General features: G+C 52.7%; 13 protein-coding genes and 4 pseudogenes. 10 read left to right on the top strand and 7 right to left on the bottom strand.

The features are described 5' to 3' along the window. On the bottom strand, positions 1-743 hold a 743-nt coding region (locus B3759_RS02110), incomplete at its 3' end, for a Clp protease N-terminal domain-containing protein (protein WP_291363153.1). 405 nt (positions 744-1,148) lie between these two features. Between B3759_RS02110 and B3759_RS02105 the strand changes: the two are divergent. From B3759_RS02105 to B3759_RS02080, 6 genes and pseudogenes are all read left to right on the top strand, one after another. After that, positions 1,149-2,950, top strand: a pseudogene (locus tag B3759_RS02105) (hypothetical protein). A 28-nt stretch (positions 2,951-2,978) separates the two neighbouring features. After that, entirely contained in the window at positions 2,979-4,676 is a 1,698-nt protein-coding gene (locus tag B3759_RS02100) for an alpha-keto acid decarboxylase family protein (protein ID WP_291363151.1), read from the top strand. Positions 4,677-4,751: 75 nt separating this feature from the next. Then, positions 4,752-6,047, top strand: coding sequence for an MFS transporter (locus B3759_RS02095; protein ID WP_291363149.1), 1,296 nt, complete (start codon positions 4,752-4,754; stop codon positions 6,045-6,047). Positions 6,048-6,280: 233 nt separating this feature from the next. Further along, positions 6,281-7,150: a KPN_02809 family neutral zinc metallopeptidase gene (gene ypfJ, locus B3759_RS02090; RefSeq protein ID WP_291363147.1), complete on the top strand. Its 870-nt coding sequence runs from the start codon at positions 6,281-6,283 to the stop codon at positions 7,148-7,150. A 319-nt stretch (positions 7,151-7,469) separates the two neighbouring features. Next, entirely contained in the window at positions 7,470-8,177 is a 708-nt protein-coding gene (locus B3759_RS02085; RefSeq protein WP_291363145.1) for a response regulator transcription factor, read from the top strand. 91 nt (positions 8,178-8,268) lie between these two features. After that, complete coding sequence (locus B3759_RS02080; RefSeq protein WP_408736437.1) at positions 8,269-9,594, top strand: sensor histidine kinase; 1,326 nt, start codon at positions 8,269-8,271, stop codon at positions 9,592-9,594. A gap of 14 nt (positions 9,595-9,608) precedes the next feature. Here the strand turns inward: B3759_RS02080 and B3759_RS02075 are convergent, their stop codons facing one another. From B3759_RS02075 to B3759_RS02055, 5 genes are read right to left on the bottom strand one after another with little or no spacing between them, the layout of a single operon-like run. After that, positions 9,609-10,181 carry a hypothetical protein gene (locus B3759_RS02075; RefSeq protein WP_291363141.1) on the bottom strand — a complete coding sequence of 191 codons (573 nt, stop codon included), beginning with the start codon at positions 10,179-10,181 and terminating at the stop codon, positions 9,609-9,611. Positions 10,182-10,190: 9 nt separating this feature from the next. Continuing rightward, positions 10,191-11,333, bottom strand: coding sequence for a baseplate J/gp47 family protein (locus B3759_RS02070; protein WP_291363139.1), 1,143 nt, complete (start codon positions 11,331-11,333; stop codon positions 10,191-10,193). A gap of 1 nt (position 11,334) precedes the next feature. After that, positions 11,335-11,691: a phage tail protein gene (locus B3759_RS02065; RefSeq protein WP_291363137.1), complete on the bottom strand. Its 357-nt coding sequence runs from the start codon at positions 11,689-11,691 to the stop codon at positions 11,335-11,337. 21 nt (positions 11,692-11,712) lie between these two features. Then, positions 11,713-12,237, bottom strand: a complete 525-nt coding sequence (locus B3759_RS02060; RefSeq protein WP_291363135.1) for a hypothetical protein — start codon at positions 12,235-12,237, stop codon at positions 11,713-11,715. Between the two features lie 18 nt (positions 12,238-12,255). Then, positions 12,256-13,332 (bottom strand): hypothetical protein, encoded by a 1,077-nt coding sequence (locus B3759_RS02055; protein ID WP_291363133.1) that lies wholly within the window; start codon positions 13,330-13,332, stop codon positions 12,256-12,258. Between the two features lie 437 nt (positions 13,333-13,769). On the opposite strand from B3759_RS02055, the pseudogene B3759_RS02050 reads away from it, so the two are divergent. Continuing rightward, a pseudogene (locus B3759_RS02050) lies at positions 13,770-13,910 on the top strand (IS5/IS1182 family transposase); the annotation flags it as partial. Here the strand turns inward: B3759_RS02050 and B3759_RS02045 are convergent. After that, positions 13,901-14,197: pseudogene (locus tag B3759_RS02045) on the bottom strand (IS481 family transposase); the annotation flags it as partial. The pseudogenes B3759_RS02050 and B3759_RS02045 sit on opposite strands and share 10 nt — an antisense overlap. 345 nt (positions 14,198-14,542) lie before the next feature. On the opposite strand from B3759_RS02045, the pseudogene B3759_RS02040 reads away from it, so the two are divergent. The 3 genes and pseudogenes from B3759_RS02040 to B3759_RS02030 form a co-directional block, all read left to right on the top strand. Then, positions 14,543-14,942 (top strand): annotated as a pseudogene (locus B3759_RS02040) (TolC family protein); the annotation flags it as partial. A gap of 103 nt (positions 14,943-15,045) precedes the next feature. Next, entirely contained in the window at positions 15,046-16,242 is a 1,197-nt protein-coding gene (locus B3759_RS02035; protein ID WP_291363131.1) for an efflux RND transporter periplasmic adaptor subunit, read from the top strand. Positions 16,243-16,249: 7 nt separating this feature from the next. Next, positions 16,250-17,904: efflux RND transporter permease subunit (locus B3759_RS02030; RefSeq protein WP_291363129.1), on the top strand; the 1,655-nt coding region annotated here is incomplete at its 3' end.

Below are 17,904 nucleotides of genomic sequence, written 5' to 3'. Positions count from 1 at the left end.
GCAATCAGCGCGCCCATGTCGAGGGAAAGCAGCTTCTTGTTGCGAAGCGCCTCCGGCACGTCGCCATTGACGATACGCTGGGCCAGTCCTTCGACGATGGCGGTCTTACCAACGCCCGGCTCACCGATCAGAACAGGATTGTTCTTGCTGCGGCGTGCGAGAACCTGGATGGCGCGACGGATTTCCTCGTCACGGCCAATCACCGGATCAAGCTTGCCGGCCAGCGCCACGGCGGTCACGTCGCGGGCGTATTTCTTCAGCGCGTCGAAGCCCGCCTCGGCGTTCTCGCTGGTGACGGTGCGGCCCTTACGGACAGCGGCGACGGCTTTTTCAAGCGCATCGGCAGATGCACCATTGTCTTTCAGGGCGCGACCGGCCGCGGTGTCAGACGCCGCAATCGCGACGAGAAGACGATCCTGCGCCACGAAAGAGTCATTGGCTTTCTGGGCGGCCTGTTCGGCGTTGTCGAGCAGGCGCACGAGGTCGGGCGTCGCCTGTGGCTGACCGGCTCCGCCTCCCTGAACTTTCGGCAGTTTGGCGAGAGCTTCTTCAACAGCGGAAAGCGCGCCGAGCGGGTTGCCGCCAGCGGCCTTGATCAGCGAAGAGGCAGCGCCTTCGTTGTCATCCAGCATCGCCTTGAGCAGGTGCTCTGGCGTGAGCTGCTGGTTGTATTCGCGAAGCGCAATCGTCTGTGCGGCCTGAAGAAAGCCACGACTACGTTCGGTAAATTTCTGAATGTCCATATTCCTGTTTGTCCCTTTGAAGTGAGGCGACGGTCAGGGCCATGAAGGGCGCCCCTCAAGGAGGCAGCGCGGCCATGGTCTTGATCTTGTTGAAGGATATGGGTGCTAAAAAACGGAATGCAAGGTTTTTGTCCGGTAATTTGTTTCTGAATTCTGTCCGGGATGTTAACGCCCGCTTCTTTTCGGCAAGGCAGGCTGCCGGGCCCATTCCAGCTGTCCGGGTGGGCTTGTCCTGAATCGAGCGCCATTCTGAAGCTGTAAAAAAAATTTCACTTCACGATTGATTTTTGTCAAATCATTGCCCGCAAATCACTTTTACAAGAGCTCTTGATGTCGCGTATTTTTGTTTCTCATTTTCTCGGACTGGAAAAGCCTGCTCGCGTTGTCACGCTGTGCGCCGGGGTGATGGGGCTGGCTGTGACATATGCGTCTCCGGCCAGAGCGGATGATGACGCTGATCTGGCGCTCATCAAGGAGCAGATCAAAAAGCTTGAACAGAAGGTGCTGGTCATAGAGCAGCATCGTCATCCGGGACGGTCTCTTTCTGCCCACAAGGAGGTAGGAAAAACGCGACAGACGGTGGCGCGTGCCCAGTCTGCCGGGTCCACCCACGCCAACAGCCAGACCGCGTTCGCCTCCAATGATGATAATACGCCCGTCGAACCGCAGCCTGTTTTTTCCGATGACCGGGTTCGCCCTCACTCATCACATCCCTTCCTTCATCTGGGTGGACCTGATGATACGGGGCCGCAGCCGGTTGCTGTGGCTTCCGAGGAAAAAACATCCTCAATCGATCTGAGTTCATCCAGCCCGCTGGCCATTACCCAGACAGCCGTGGATCATCTGCCACCCGTCTTCAGTATCGGCAATATCTCCGTCAGGCTCGGTGGATTTCTGGAGCTCTCCAATATCTGGCGTGATTCGAACCTCAGCAGCGGCCCGGCGACCGCATGGAATAATTTTCCTTACGCCAACAGCCCCAATCATGGGCTGAGTGAAGAGCGACTTTCCGCCCAGCTCAGCCGGTTTTCAACGCTGCTTGAGGCAAATCCGACAAGCGCCATCCGTCTGCAGGCCTATATCGAGACGGATTTCGGTGGTTCCGGCGGCAGCACCAACAGTGTGCAGATCAGCGGCTATGTGCCCCGCCTGCGGCAGGGTTACTTCACTTTTGCCGATAAGAATTGGGGCTTCCATGTCCTCATGGGACAGGCATGGAGCCTGACCACCAACTACGCAAAGGGCGTTCTGGCCCGAAGCGAGCAGTTGCCCGCGGTCACCGATAACAACCAGATCCCCGGCATTACCTTCACCCGCGTTCCGCAGATTCGTCTGACAAAGGACTGGGGGAGAAATACTGGCTGTCGCTCTCAATTGAAGATCCTCAGGCCACTGTCGGGTTTTCCTCAGCCATGTCCTCCGGGGGCTATCTGCCTGCCGTTGGAAACGAAAAAGTCGGTGCCCGGGTGTATTATCAGAACAGCGGTGGCGCTCTGCTTAACCCCGAGACGAGTTATACGGATAACCCCGCGCCCGACGTGGTTCTGAAAGGGGCTGTGGATACGTCTGTCGGTCATTATGAGGTGTTTGGTCTGGCACGCTGGTTCCGCTCCGTCATCCAGTCGCCGGGAGCGGCTCACACCCACAAGGACACGCGGTTTGGCGGCGGGGTAGGGGGTGGCATGACCGTCCCGCTCGGAACGCCGAAACTCCAGCTCGCCGGAAATGTCATCGCGGGCGAAGGGATCGGGCGTTACGGCCCCACTCTCATCCCGGACACGACGTTCAACAGTCGAGGCCAGATGACACCCATTCCCGAGATCAGGGGCGCGCTCGGACTGATCGGTCATCCGACCAGTTCCGTGCTGCTGTACCTTTATGGCGGTGTCGAAGCCGCCGGAAGAAAGCGTTTCACCGCAGCGGATGGCAACCAGTACGGGTACGGCGTAGGCGACCTGAACCTTGCCGGCTGCGATGTCGAATTCGGAACCTGCAATGCGCAGACCCGAACACTTGCCTCGTTCACTGCCGGCGGATGGTGGCACTTGCTGGACGGCCATTACGGCAGCGTGATGAGCGGCCTGCAATACACCTACATCCGCAAGTTCGCCTTCAGCGGCAACGACGGGTTTGGCAACAGCGTCAATCCCGCGACGACAGGGAACACGGTTTACGTCACGTTCCGCTATCTGCCTTTTCAGCAATAGTCGGACGGACAACAGGAGATAAAAAGACATGGCTTATACTGTCGGCACATATCTCGCAGAACGGTTCGCCCGGATCGGTCTGAAACATCATTTCGCGGTGGCGGGTGATTACAATCTCGTCCTGCTCGACCAGCTTCTGGAAAACAAGAACTGTGAGCAGGTATACTGCTCGAACGAACTGAACTGCGGCTTTTCGGCGGAAGGCTATGCCCGCGCCAATGGTGCGGCTGCCTGTGTCGTGACGTTCAGTGTCGGCGCTCTCTCCGCTTTGAACGCCATTGGTGGCGCTTATGCAGAGAACCTGCCGGTCATCCTCGTTTCCGGTGCGCCGAATTCCAACGATCACGCCAGCGGCCATATCCTGCATCACACCATCGGCACGACGGATTACGGCTATCAGCTCCGTATCGCAAAAGAGCTGACCTGTGCGGCTGTTTCCATCATTTCCGCTGAAGATGCGCCGGAAAAGATCGATCATGCGATCCGCACGGCCCTTCGTGAGAAAAAGCCGGCCTACATTGAAATCGCCTGCAACGTCTCCGCCCAGCCCTGCCGTGCGCCCGGCCCGATCAGCGCCCTGCTGAACGAACCGACTTCTGACGCCGCCACGCTGAAAGCTGCTGTTGAAGCGGTTTCGAAATTCATCGAAGGCAAGGAAAAGCCTGTCATCCTGATCGGCAGCAAGCTGCGTGCGGCTGGTGCTGAAGAAGCGGCCATCCGTCTTGCTGACGCTCTGGGCTGCTGTGTCGCCACCATGGGCGCCGCCAAGAGCTTTTTCCCCGAAGATCACGCCAATTATATCGGCACTTTCTGGGGGAGCGCGAGTTCGCCAAAGGTTGTGGACATCTTTAACTGGGCAGACAGCGTTCTCGCTCTGGGCTGCATCTTCAATGACTATTCGACCGAAGGCTGGACGGCATGGCCGCGTGGCGCGAACGTCGTTGTCGCGGACAAGGAGATTACGAAAGTCGGTGAGCAGACTTTCGACAGCATCCATCTCCGCGATGTCCTTGACGGCGTAGCAAAACACTTTGCCGGCAAGGCGAAGAAAGATGCGACGATGGTCGAGTACAAGCGCATCGGTGGTGGTGTGACGGAGACCGTGCCAGAAAACGCCAAGAAGGATGGCAAGCTGACGCGTGAGCACATCCAGCGCTCGCTTCAGTCCATCGTCACGCCTGAAACCACCATTTTCGGCGAGACAGGCGATTCATGGTTCAACGTCTCCCGCACAAAACTGCCACGTGGCGCGCGGGTGGAATACGAAATGCAGTGGGGGCATATCGGCTGGTCGGTGCCGTCCATGTTCGGTTACGCCGTCGCCGCGCCGGAGCGTCGCAACATCCTTATGGTTGGCGATGGCTCGTTCCAACTGACCGCACAGGAAGTCGGCCAGATGGTCCGTCGGAATCTGCCGGTGATCATCTTTCTGATCAATAACGCAGGCTACACGATCGAAGTGGAGATCCACGACGGTCCTTACAACAACATCAAGAACTGGAATTACGCGGGCATCATCGACACGTTCAACGCCGAGGATGGCAAAGGCAAGGGATTGCGGGCCACGACCATCGGAGAACTGGATGACGCCGTCAAAACAGCCCTTGCTCACAAAGGTGGACCGGTGCTGATCGAATGCGTGATTCCTCGTGATGACTGCACAAGCGAACTGATTTCGTGGGGACGCCACGTGGCGACTGCCAACGGTCGTCCGCCAGCGAAATAAATCGCTTCGCGCTTTTCAGGCAGGCGGCCTTCGGGTCGCCTGTTTCGTCTGAACGCCATCCCTTACGGAGACTTCATGCCGCCAACAGCACCACCGGCAGGCGCGTCCGCCAAACCGACCGCCGTCCCCGCCGCACAGCCACAGAAACTCCAGCCGATATATGTGCTGGCCTGGTTTCTCTGTGCACTGTTCTACTTCTATCAATATGCAATCCGGTCAGCGCCCGGCATCATGCAGCATGAGCTGGCGACCGCGTGGGGTAACAGCCATCTCGGTCTGATGATCGCGTCCTATTACATTGTTTATGCGCTGATGGCGCTTGTCGTTGGCGTGCTGCTGGACCGTTACGGTGCACATGCCATTTTGCCGGGTTTCATCGGAATCACTGCCGTCGGCTGCCTGATCTTCGCGCAGGGAAGCGCTGTCGCCGGTATCGGGGGCTACGTCATTCAGGCTATCGGTGCGATCTGTGCGTTTGTCGGTTCATCCTACGTCGCGGCCCGTTATCTTCCGGCCCGTACGCTCGCGCTTTTCGTGGGGTTGACACAGTGCCTCGGTATGGCCGGTGCGGCTTTCGGCTCCAAGCCGACCCGTATGCTGATCGATCCCAATGGATCGGTTCATGCCGCATGGCAGCATGTCTGGCTGGGTTTTGGCGTGATCGGACTGGCTCTCGCGGCGGCAGTCTGGGTCATCATGCCGCGTGACGCCGGAGACAGCGCGCATCATCATGGTGATCTCACCATGAGCAATCTGCTCAAGCCCTTCAAAATCATCTTTTCCAACCCCCAGAGCTGGTATGCGGGTCTGATTGGTGGCCTCCTGTTCGTACCGACGACGATTGGCGCGCTCGGATGGGGCGCTTCCATGCTGAGTGGCGGCGAGCACACCACCATGGCGTTTGCGGCCTCCGATGTTTCGATGGTGCCGATCGGGTGGGTGATCGGGTGTCCGCTACTGGGATGGATTTCCGACAAGATCGGACGGCGCAAGCCGGTGCTGATCGGGGGCGCGCTCGTTCTTCTCGCCTGTTCGATCTGTGCGGTTTATCTGCCGGTTGGCGTGATGCCGAAATACTCGGTCGCGCTTATCATGGGGATTGCCTCTGGTGCGGCCATGATTCCGTTTTCTTCCATGAAAGAGGCCAATCCTCCCGAAGTAAAAGGGACGGCTGCTGGCGTGATGAACTTCCTCGTGTTCGGCACGACCGGTGTCATGTCGCCGCTTGTCTCGGCCCTGATGGGTAAAAGCACCGATCTGACACTCCAAGAGTATCAGCACGCCTTCATGCCGCTTCTTGTCGGTATTGTTATTGCGCTCATACTGTCCCTGCCACTGAAAGAGACAGGGTGGGCAGTCAGAAAAAGCTGATTGCCGGAAAGTGCCGCTTTCTTCGGATGGCGGCATTTTCAGACGATTTCCGGAAGATGATGCTCGTCAGATCTCCGGTCAGTTAAAGGGGAGATACTGCCGCCGTCACGTTTTACGGGGTTTTCGTCCTGTTCAGGGGATGTGTCTGGAAAAGCCTGTGTTTTCAACGTTTCCCATGAAGCGGTGACAGGTGATACAACGGCGCTGAAAATGACACGACGAGGCCCGTAATTATGCGTCTGGATGATGAACGCGAGAGCAGCAATATTGAGGATGTGCGCGGTTCTGGCGGGGGCGGCGGGGGGCGCATGCCTCTGCGTATCGGCGGCATCGGCGGGGTAGTGCTGATCCTCGGAGCGCTCTATTTTGGCGTCGATCCACAGATTGTTCTGAATCTTCTCGAAGGAAGCGCCGGTTCTGCTCCGACCAGTCAGACCGTTGCTCAGGCACCTTCACCAGCCGATGACGCTCAAAAGCAGTTTATCGCCCGCGTGCTTGCTTCTACAGAAGATGTCTGGACCAGTTACTTCACGCAGATGGGTAAAACCTATCATGCGCCGCATCTGGTGCTTTTCAGCGGCGGCACTAACTCGGCATGTGGTTATGCGCAGACCGCATCAGGTCCGTTCTATTGCCCGGCTGACCAGAAAGTCTATCTCGATCTTGGTTTCTTTCAGGAATTGCAGGATCGTCTAGGCGCTGGTGGCGAATTTGCCCGGGCTTACGTCGTGGCGCATGAGGTCGGGCATCATGTCCAGAATCAATTGGGCATCATGCAGCAGATGAACCAGCAGTATGGCGCGGCTCAGAGGGGAGCGAGCAGTCAATCAGTCCGTCTGGAACTACAGGCAGACTGCTTTGCAGGCGTGTGGGCAAAGCGGGCCGATGACGCCAAACATATTCTTGAAAACGGGGACGTGGAGTCCGGCCTGAATGCGGCAGCGGCAGTGGGTGATGACCGGCTCCAGAAAGAGACGCAGGGTTATGTGGTCCCGGACAGCTTTACGCACGGCACCTCAGCCCAGCGTGTCACGTGGTTCCGTCGTGGGCTTGGCAGCGGCGATATCAAGCAGTGCGATACATTTTCTGCCCCATCGCTTTGAGGATCAGTTGCTCGGAATATCGTGGAGACGACAAAACACGTTGTTATGAAGAGGCGAGTTTCTGTCTGAACCAATGAGGCGCAGTTCCGCTATATACATAGACAGTTTTTACGGGCTGGTGGTCTTCGTGCGGGTGCTGGTTGTTTATTCGCACTGTTGATTGGTCAACGGTGCGCAAACGGGACTTAATCGGGCTGGGTTCAAGAGCATTGTCCTGCGCAGGGATGGAATGATTTGGGATGTGGTACCCGCATTGACTCTGAAAAGGATTTTAGTGGTCAGATCGGCATGTGCAGGGCATCGGTGAAGGATGATAGATATGACCACTACATCGCTTGATGGCGCCGAAGAGATTAGGGTTCTGCTTGTCGAGGACGATGCTGATATTGCTGAAGAAATTTCAGCAGAGCTGAAAAGCCGTGGTTTTTTCGTGACTTTGGAAGAGACGGGGAGTGCGGGTCTGGAACAGGCGCTCACCAGCCAGTACAATGTCATGATCGTTGATCGTATGCTGCCAGAACTTGATGGGCTTTCCCTGATTGAGACGGTTCGGCAGAAGGGCGGGCGTACCCCCGTTCTTGTCCTGTCCGCACTTGGAGCGGTTGATGACAGGGTGAGTGGTCTCAAGGCGGGCGGGGATGACTATCTGACAAAACCGTTTGCCATGGTGGAGTTGATCGCCCGGATTGAAGCGCTTCTGCGACGTCCGGACGATACGCGTCAGACTGTTCTGCGTGTCGGTCCTCTTACGATGGATCTCATTGATCGCACGGTGAAGCGGGACGAGCGTGAAATCGAATTATTGCCCAGAGAATTTCGGCTTCTTGAATATCTGATGCGGCGTCCCGGCCAGATTCTGACACGGGCGATGCTCCTTGAGGAAGTCTGGAACTATCGGTTTACGCCCCAGACCAATCTGGTGGATGTGCATATCGGCAAATTACGTCGCAAGGTGGATGCGCCCGGCGAGCAGACGCTGATTCACAGTATTCGGGGGGCAGGGTTTACCCTTCAGTCTTCTGATTAGGAGCATTCTGCTGAAAAATTTTCTTCAGAGTGATCGGCTGGCTCTTTTTCGGACAGCGCGCTTCAAGTTGGGACTCGCATTCGCGCTGGCGATGCTGGGCACCATCGTCGTGCAGTTCAGTCTGACCTACACGCAGATGACATCGTTCGAATTCCGTCGATCCGGTCAGGTGCTCAAAGGGGAAATGAAACTGCTACTGGCGATGCCGCCAGAGCATCTTGAATATGTCATCCGCGAGCGCGCCACGGACGATTTGAGACTTGTCGTTAATGAGGCTGGAATTTTCACGGCATCCCATCAGCCAGTTGCAGGCGAGTTGCGTTCATGGCCGGAGGGTCTGGTAGCGGATGGCAAGCTCCATAATATCGTGATGGAGCCGGAGGAGGGCAGTCCTTACACATTGAGGTTTCTTGCGGCTGGAACGCCGGACGGACATATTGTGGTGCTTGGTCGTAGTCTGCATGTTCTGGATGAGCAGAAACTCATGCTCCGGCATGCTTCGCTCGTCACTCTTGTCCCGATCGTCTTGTTTGCCCTTATGGCGGGAACATGGCTGAGCCACAGGGCTCTGACCCGTGTGAAGGAGATGCATGAAGCTGTCGACCTCATCATGCAGGGAGACATCCACGAACGGCTGCCCGCAGGGACTCAACAGGACGAATTGCAGCGACTGGCTGGCAGCGTCAATCGGATGCTGGATCGGTTGGAACAGCTCATGCGCGATATGCGGAGTGTGGGGGATGATATTGCCCATGATCTGCGTACACCTCTGGCCCGTGTTCGCGTAGGACTGGAAAGGGCTCTTTCTGGTCCTCAGGCTTTATCAGCGGACGCCTTGCGGGGTGTGATTGAACGCGCAATCGGCAATCTTGATCAGTGTTTTTCGATTATCACAGCTTTGCTGAGGCTGACAGAGATCGATAACAGCAAGGGGCGTGCAGCATTTGCCAGAATAGATCTAGCTGAGCTTGTGTACGATATTGTCGATCTCTATGAGCCGATTGCAGAGAGTGAAGGTATTGAGTTCGAGGCTCTGTGCCCAGAGAAAAAGATTTTTGTAAGTGGTGACAGAGATCTTTTGATCGAAATGCTGGGAAATCTTGTTGATAATGCCGTAAAATTTACGCCTGCTGGTGGGAGGGTCCGGATTTCCGTCAGTATGACCGGACATCATCCTTTTATCGCCGTCGAAGATACAGGCATCGGCATACAGCCTGACGAACGGCAGGCTGTTTTATCGCGCTTTTACCGATCTGATAAAAGCAGGCATATCCCCGGCAGCGGTCTGGGATTGAGTCTGGTGGCTTCGATTTTGCGTCTGCACAATGCAGAATTGAAGATTCTTGATGCTCAACCGGGCCTTCCTGAAAAAGGGGTTTGCTTTCTGGTTGTTTTTCCAGCTTCTGATTATGTGTAAAACTGGAGCGCTAGCTAAGTGGAGCTTTCGACTACCAGCATGACTTCTGTGCCTTCTGCTTTGATATCCGTTAATTCATGGGATACGACAGAGAGTGACGCTTCTTTTGAAATCTGTACGAAAACCGTTCCCGGAGCGCTTCTTGAACCATAACAGAGACTAGTACCATCATATTGATCCCGTCCATAACAGGCGCAATCTACCGCGCTCCAGGGCTCGGTGATTTTTTCAATTGTACTATCAGCTGCTTTTACGGTATCAAATGCTTCCCGCGTATTGCGCTTGACGAAAAATTCCTGCTTTATGCGGGCTATATAAGAAGCGTCACTTTCATTTGTCAGTCGTGGTAGGTTGCTTCCAAAATAATCAGAGGCGGCAAGATCTATGAAGTTTCCTGTGCTGGTATCAAGGCGCGTTTGATTGTTTGTGTATTCCAGCAAGCTATAAAGCATAGCCCAAGGCCATGCCAGTCCGGTTAAAATACCATCGAGTACTGGTGTTGCATTTTCGGATGATGAAGGAAACCATGATTGAGGTAATGTAGAGCGAATACGTTTGAAAATATCTTCATTATCGCCGGTAGCCATTATCTTTTCCTAAGTATAAGATACAGAAAATTCCACGTCTTTCAATCGTACTGCAGTGCCAGTTTGACCGCCGACATCAATAGACTGCTGATTGACCGTTATGACTCCAATGGATTCTACAATGTTTTCAGAGGCAGAAAAAACGACACTGGATATTTTTGTGTAGCTGCATACTGCGCCAACCGTCAGGCTGTTGATATAATCTGATATACTTGTTGTAATCGTGCTTTCTATACCTGTCGTATCTGTTCCGGTTTTTACTGTTATAGGCACCACAACCGATACTGGAATTATTGTTGATGCAATCACAGAGAATTCTACACCACAAGCACGAACAGATTCTATGGCTGTTGTGATTTTATTAATGCTGTCAGACGAAATATTACCCGATCCATCATCAACGACTACATAAAAAAAACCGGCTCTATAGTAACCGGAGGGATCCTTGTTTTCGATAATCTGGTAGAAAATATTTGGTGAAGTGCTCTCTATGGCATATTCTATGGAAGATAACGTTGCCGAAGATAATGAAGAAAACCATAGATTTATACGTGATTTTACTGATTCGTCAGTCTCTTCGTCATAGCCATTGCTAACACTTGACAGATTTGTGCAAGTGTCGATACCGGAGATCTGAGTGCCCAAGGTATTGAGAGCACCCGACATAACATTTCCAACAGAGCCCGCGACAGTGCATTCTACGGGGCATGTAATGGATGCAACACCATTTTGGCGAATATAACCATTTGACGATTCTGACCATGATGGATTTGTCTGATCCTTTATGACAGAAAATAATATGCTTCCATCAGAGGATTTGACGATAGCACCGACGGGTACTGTTGCTGATGAGGCATCTGGAGTTAAACAAATAAAAGTTTCAGTTGTGGTCGCCGCAGCTGCTGGCAGACGGGTAATCCCAAATTGAGCGATCCAGGAATCAACGTCATCACCAAACGATGTCCCAAGCCTGGTGACAGATAAGGTTTGAAGAATTAAATATTGTATCCAGAGAGCGACGGTGGCGTTGGCTTCAAAAATTGATCTTGAAACTGAGCCTGTTGTAAAATCCATCAATGATGAGCATGCACTTTGAGCTGCTGTACATGAATTTGAAACCAATGTTGAAAAATTTTGTAAAGATAGATTCATGCTAAATTTCCATCAATGTTGTTTCATCAGTGGTTGAATCTGAGTACTGTATGCTGATTTTTTTTGTTCCATCTGTTAATGCGTACATTTTGACGGAAGGAGTTGGAGACTGTGAAATCGATGTTTCCATTTTCATTTGTTCTAATATAACTGATGTGAGATCGTTTAATGTGTCAGTATTTCCTATTCTTTGAGGAAGGCCTGCTCCGTAATCAGTCCAAAAAATATAATCACCGGGATTGGTGCACAAACGTCGCGTAATACGTTGTTTTCCAATGTTTGAACCTGATACGATAGCTAGATCACCAGTATCTGAAATATCTAAATCATATCCAAATGTATGAGATATATCGGACATTTTTATATCCTGAAGTTTATTTTATTGAGGTGGGCTTGTGGAGTCTGTTCCTGCCTTTACACCTGAATGTGTATGACTTGATAGAGAAATATCCGATGCTTTTACGTCACCGGAAACAGTCACATTGCCGGTAATTTCAACATCAGAAATTATTTTTATACCTGTTTTTTCAATGCAGAACTCTATATTTCCTATTTTTATACCGAATTGTCCGACTGAGACAGGTTGGTTGTTCAGGCTGGTAAATGTTGGTGGTGGTGTCGTTGAATCAAAAACACGGCTTACAACGACATAGTTGTCTCCATCTCCATGCGCTGTATCAACAAAAACATGAGTTCCTACTGGTGATGGAGAGTAAATGGTAGCCTCTCCGACGGAGATTGCTGCGTCACATATCCAACCTGTCTCGCAGTTATCGGGTTGTAATCGTACTTTTACTAATCCATTTTTGTAATCGAGCGCACTTACAATGCCGAATTTCGCACGTCCAATTCTGTTTGTATGCGAATGCATAAGCATGTTTATGGAATTATGCAGCTGTGTCATTTTGTTGGTCTTCTCTGTCTATCGAGGTCTTAGAATCGCCTTTTTTGTTGTGGATTTTCCACTGTACTCAATAACAACCTGATCAACAGTATAAACTGTAGAGTCAAAATAAGTTCCTGTTCCATTTATCTTTATTAGTTGTCTTGTTGATATATTTAGGTAGGGGTGTAGGTATAATTCTATATTCCTTCCGTGCGCCATAATCTCTGTATAGCGTCTTTGCGCTATATTTTTACATTGATCTGTTGTTGTTCCAATGGGAGCCGTGAAATTGAAAGCATGCCCGGAAGTGCTGCCTTCTGGGTATTGTGCTGAATGTATTATTTTTTGACGAGCATCCCATGAAGATACTTTTACATATATCTCTTCTGAATAAATATGATTATTTAATAAATTTATATCGAGAATAGCTCTTTGGTAACTACTGGAATTATCTGTCTGATTCTGCCATTCCAGAGTGATTATATTATCGCTTTCAGACTTCTTTTTGAAGTGCAGGGTCTTGTTTTCGACCCATAAATCATACCCATATTCATGTTGCATACCAACACATAAATCCCATGCAGTCTGATATCTATGCATACCGGAGAGACCATGCGCCTTATGCTCATATTGATAAAACTGACCAATAAAACCAGATGTATTATCAATATCAGTTGATAAACCAACTTGATTTGCAAGATAGCTTATAGCGTCGGATGCTGTCATATTTAAAAATGACTCACCCGATATTTCATAATTTATGAGACTGGCTGACCAGTCTCGTCCGGATAAATTCAATATTCTTTTGGGTGGATTGAAAGTAGATCTGTCAATTTTCCCCGAAAATATTTTATCCTCACTGGTTGTATTGCCTGAGCCAGACGAGGTGGTGTTCGCGTAAATATCAATAGAGTTGCCACCGTCAAAAAATGGAATGCTATTATATGTTGCATCTATGGGGATGGTTGCATTAAAAGTGCACGACTCTGAAAGTCTCGAGTTTATTATTTTGACATGAATAGGCGTCAGTGTATTTCCGTTAGCGTCTTGTATGTTGATGTTAGAACTAATGGATTGGGGTGTATTTTCTGAATTCAATGATAAAATAGACATTTTCATTCACTAGCGATTATGTTGGTTTTTTTATGTGTCTCCATAATTGTGTGCAAGTGATGGGTGTGAGGGGATGTTCCGTTTTCGTTTCTCTATATTGTAATTGGTATAGATCAACATGGAAAAGTATAATTTTTTTATGGAATAAATAGTGAAAAATAACATAATATTAAATAAAAACTATTCTTTATTAAATAATATAATTTTAATTATTTGGTATTTATTTGATGGCAATCGTATGAAGTCTATGGCTTTGAAAGTGATTTTTTATTAATTTTATGAGTCTATTCTTACTTATTTACCAGCTTCGATATTCCATCGTCATGTGCTCAGAACGCATTCATTCGCCCAAAAAAGGGTTTGCTGTGATGCTTTTTATACAGGCGTAGTTGTGTGAGCCTGTTTGGAAAATCGTCGAGATATGATTCAAGCTCTGGATGTGGATGCCGGAGCAGAGGGGTCTGATGGCCAGGATCACTCGCAAGACGCAACGCTATCCGTCTGACATGACGGACGAGGAATGGGAGTGGATCGCGCCTTTGATGCCTCCCAGACGTCGTGAAAGGCCGCGTGAAATCCCATGACGCTGAAGACAGCGATACAGCACTAAGTGTGTCAGATGTGAGATAGTGGGCTGCAACACATAAGTGCATTCGTCCAGCGGCAGGAAAGTGTGTCGCCGGAAAGTCACAACCATCGCTTCGTCTATTCCGGACAGGGCCGTTGAACCCGTTTCCTGGGGACCGGTCTTCTGATCCTCGACAGCCTGACGCTTCCGCCATATCCCCACCGTTTTCGGATTGATCCCGAATTCCTGGCTCGGCACCAAGAGCGAAGCCTGCGATCACTGTATTGCTGCTCGCATCGCGTTCCTGGTCGTGGCACCACCAAAGAAGTATCTGTCCCTTAATGCTTCCTTCCACTCGCGTGAAAATATCACACCATCATACTTCCAGCCTAAACAGTTGGTCACTCCTTCAGATATTTCAGTCTGATCACAACAGAAAACAATATTCATTCTGGGCGATCGAGTGATCATGGCATCCGAACAATTCATGGGTAACACAAACGTTTTCCTTTCTGCCTGTAAAAGAAAAACTTTCTGACACCTGTTCGCGATGACGTTCAGGAAGCTGTCAGGTTCGGCTGATATGCTGAAAATCGTGTCGCAGTTCTTTAATGCGACGATACAGAAAGCCGACCTAGTTTCATGCGTGTTCGTCATGTCAATTATCTGGCCATAAATCGCAATGCAGAATGGGTAGGTATCCATTTTCCAAAAATCAGTGCATTTTTTATTTCTTTTATCCTGATCACCATTTTCCTTTTTTCGGAAACTATCTCAAAAGCCAAATGCCAGAACCTCACATTCTCTCAGGGTGCGGAGGCGGCCTGGACTATCGATCCGGGTCGAACTGAAATGAATGCGAACTTTCGATCAGCTTCGGCTCGGGCCGAAGCTGCTGGCTTCTGGTTTGCAGGTGGCCCAGCAGTATCGGGTCAGTATTTTGACGATCATGCCATAGGCAGTAACGAAGGTTACACGACCTACGAAGGCAGCGTCTCCGTTCCACTCTGGTTGCCCGGGCAGGGAAGCGCCACCATCAAAACTGCCAGAACCGCCGCATACAGTGCACAGCAGATACGTAATCAGGCGGAGATCGCTTGGCATGTCGCCATTATCCGCACCTTAATCGCAGCAGGAGAGTTTCAGTGAGTTTCAGACTTGTTGCTGTCAGGTGCGGAAGGGGACTTCTGGCGCTCTTCTGTCTCTCTGGCATGTTAAGGCACCCCGCAGCGGCGGCGGAAAACGAACCGATCATCACGATGGGAGCGGCGGCGCAGACCAATGCCGCCCTGACGGTTTCAGTGGTCCAGTCCGGCGTGCTCGGCAAGACTCTCGATGCGATGGGAACCGTCATGTCCGAAGCGAACCGCAACGTTCGCATTCACCCGGCGGGCTCAGGAAAAGTTCTGACCATAGCCGTTGTTCCCGGACAGCATGTCCATAAAGGCGAGGTGCTTCTCACCTATCAGGATCACTCCCTGCATCTGGTCCGTCTTGAGATGGCCAGAGCTCAGTCTGCGCTGGCGACGGCGCAGGCGGCCTACCAGAACGCCGCCGCTTCCTACAGTCGGGGACGTTTGCTCGAAGGCGCAACGGTCGCTGCTGGTGAGACCAAACGTCGTCTGGCAGTTTTGCAGACAGCGAAAAACGATATTGCCGCCCGACAAGCCGATATCGACACGCTGAACCATCAGCTCAAGGAGGAATATAATTCCGTTACGGAATCCGACAGGGTCCAGACCAGCACCTCCGATGAAACATCGGCGATCATCGCACCCGCAGCTGCGGAAGTGCAGAATGTATTCGTCGGTGTTGCGGACGATGTCTCTCCCTCCACGGAACTGATGACCCTGTTCGATATCTCTTCCGTGTGGATTGTCTCGGACATCCTCCCGCAGGACGCCGCTCAGGTGGTGGAAGGCGGGGAGCAGACCACGGAACTCGTGTCGGACGCAGGGACGACCCTGCTGACATCGAAGATAACCTCGGTCGGGGACATGGCGGACCCGGCTACGGGCCTCGTTCGTGTCATAAGCGTTGCTCCCAATCCGGAAGGCCGTCTTCATCCCGGCATGTTCCTCAATACCCATCTGCCGACCCGCGAAAAGACAGCAGGCATCATTGTGCCAGAAAGCGCTGTCACGGAAATCAACGGCGAGAGTTTCGTCTTTGTGCCAGCGGGTCCGAACCGTTTCCGGCCACAGGAGGTGCATGTTGGGGCTTCGGGCAATGGGCAGAAAGTCATCACCTCCGGCCTCTCAGTCGGGGAGCGGATCGTGACGCACGGTGCATTCGCCCTGAAGGCGGTGATGCTGGTGTCGGATATGGATGACGGAGACTGAGAGCGTCATGCGTAGATTTCTCTCCGCTCTTCAGGCCCGGCGCTGGCTGGTGCTCGGGGTGCTCGGTCTGATTTTCATCGCCGGATGCGTCGCCGTGCGCGGCCTCCCTGTGGAAGCCGTGCCTGACATCTCCCCCCGGCAGGTTCTTGTGTCCGTCGTTGCGCCGGGTCTTGCCACGGAAGAGGTCGAACGACTCATCACCTTTCCGATCGAGGCCAGCATGGCGGGCATCCCGGAGATGACGGATCTCCGGTCGGTCTCCCGATCCGGCGTCTCCGTGGTTTATCTCCAGTTTGCTGACGATACGGACATCAATCTCGACCGCGCCCGTGTGCAGGAACGGCTTCAGCAGGCCAGAGACGCGATATCCGTGCCCGGGATCAGCGTAAATATCGGACCGCTGGCGACCGGTCTCGGCGAGATTATGCAGTTACAGATCAAGGGCGATGGTTATTCCCTGATGGATCTGAACCGTCTGATGACATGGACGGTCGCGCCTCAGCTGAAGCTGGTTTCGGGTGTCGTGGACGTCAATGTCAACGGTGGCGCAGAACAGACCTTTCAGGTGGCGCTCGATCAGGCCCGCCTTCTGGCGCTCGGTGTGTCGGTCGATGACGTTTTCCGGGCCGTGGACAGCAACAACTCCGCATCCGGCGGCGGCTGGATCGAACATGGCGAGGAACAGCAGATCGTCGTCGGGCGCGGGCTGATTGGTTCGCTCAAGGATTTCGGGGCCGTCCCGGTCCGGACCAACGCCAACGGCTCCGCCATCTTCCTGCGGGATGTCGGGCGTATTTCCATGGGACCGAGAACACGGCTTGGGGCGGTCACGCGGGATGGTCAGGGCGAGATCGTTATCGGCGTCGTCATGATGCGCATGGGAGCGAGTTCCGACGCCACGCTGGCCGCCATCAATACTGCGCTTCCCGATATTTGCCGCTCCCTTCCCAAAGGCGTGACGCTTGAACCCTATTATGTCCGGTCGACACTGACGGACAGCACCATCAGAACGGTCAAGGAAAACCTTGTCGTCGGTGCGCTTCTGGTGATCAGCGTTCTGATCGTGGTCATCGGTGACTGGCGGGCGTCTCTGGTCATCGCGTCCGTCATTCCGTTTGCGCTGGTCTGCGCCATGACCGGCATGCGCTGGTTCGGAATTTCGGCCAATCTGCTCAGTCTCGGTGCCATCGACTTCGGGATGATCGTCGATAGCTCCCTTGTCGTGGTGGAAAGCCTCATGACCCACCGCGCGCGGGATCAGGCCAGCGGGCAAAAGACGCCGCTGGCTACTCTTGCGATTGCATCGGCGTCGGAAGTCCTCCGGCCCGTGAGCTTCGGCATTCTTGTCATTGTCATGGTTTATCTGCCGATCCTGACCCTTCAGGCCATCGAGGGCAAAATGTTCCGGCCCATGGCGCAGACAGTGATCATGGCCCTGCTGGCTTCACTGTTCTACTGCATCGTCGGGGTGCCGGTGCTGGCGGCTCTGGTGATGAAATCCGTCGGCCGTCACAACGATACACGTTTGGTGGCGGTTCTGCGGCGTGGATATGGTCCCCTCCTGAACTGGTGTGAGCATCGCCCCCGTATCCTCTTCGGCACAACGACGGTCATTTTTGCATTTTCCATCTGGGTCGGGCTGCATCTCGGCGGGGAGTTCAT

Origin of the sequence: Acetobacter sp. UBA5411 (assembly GCF_002409645.1) — a bacterium.
Classification (GTDB): Bacteria; Pseudomonadota; Alphaproteobacteria; order Acetobacterales; family Acetobacteraceae; genus Acetobacter.
This window is presented reverse-complemented; position numbering and strand designations above follow the sequence as displayed.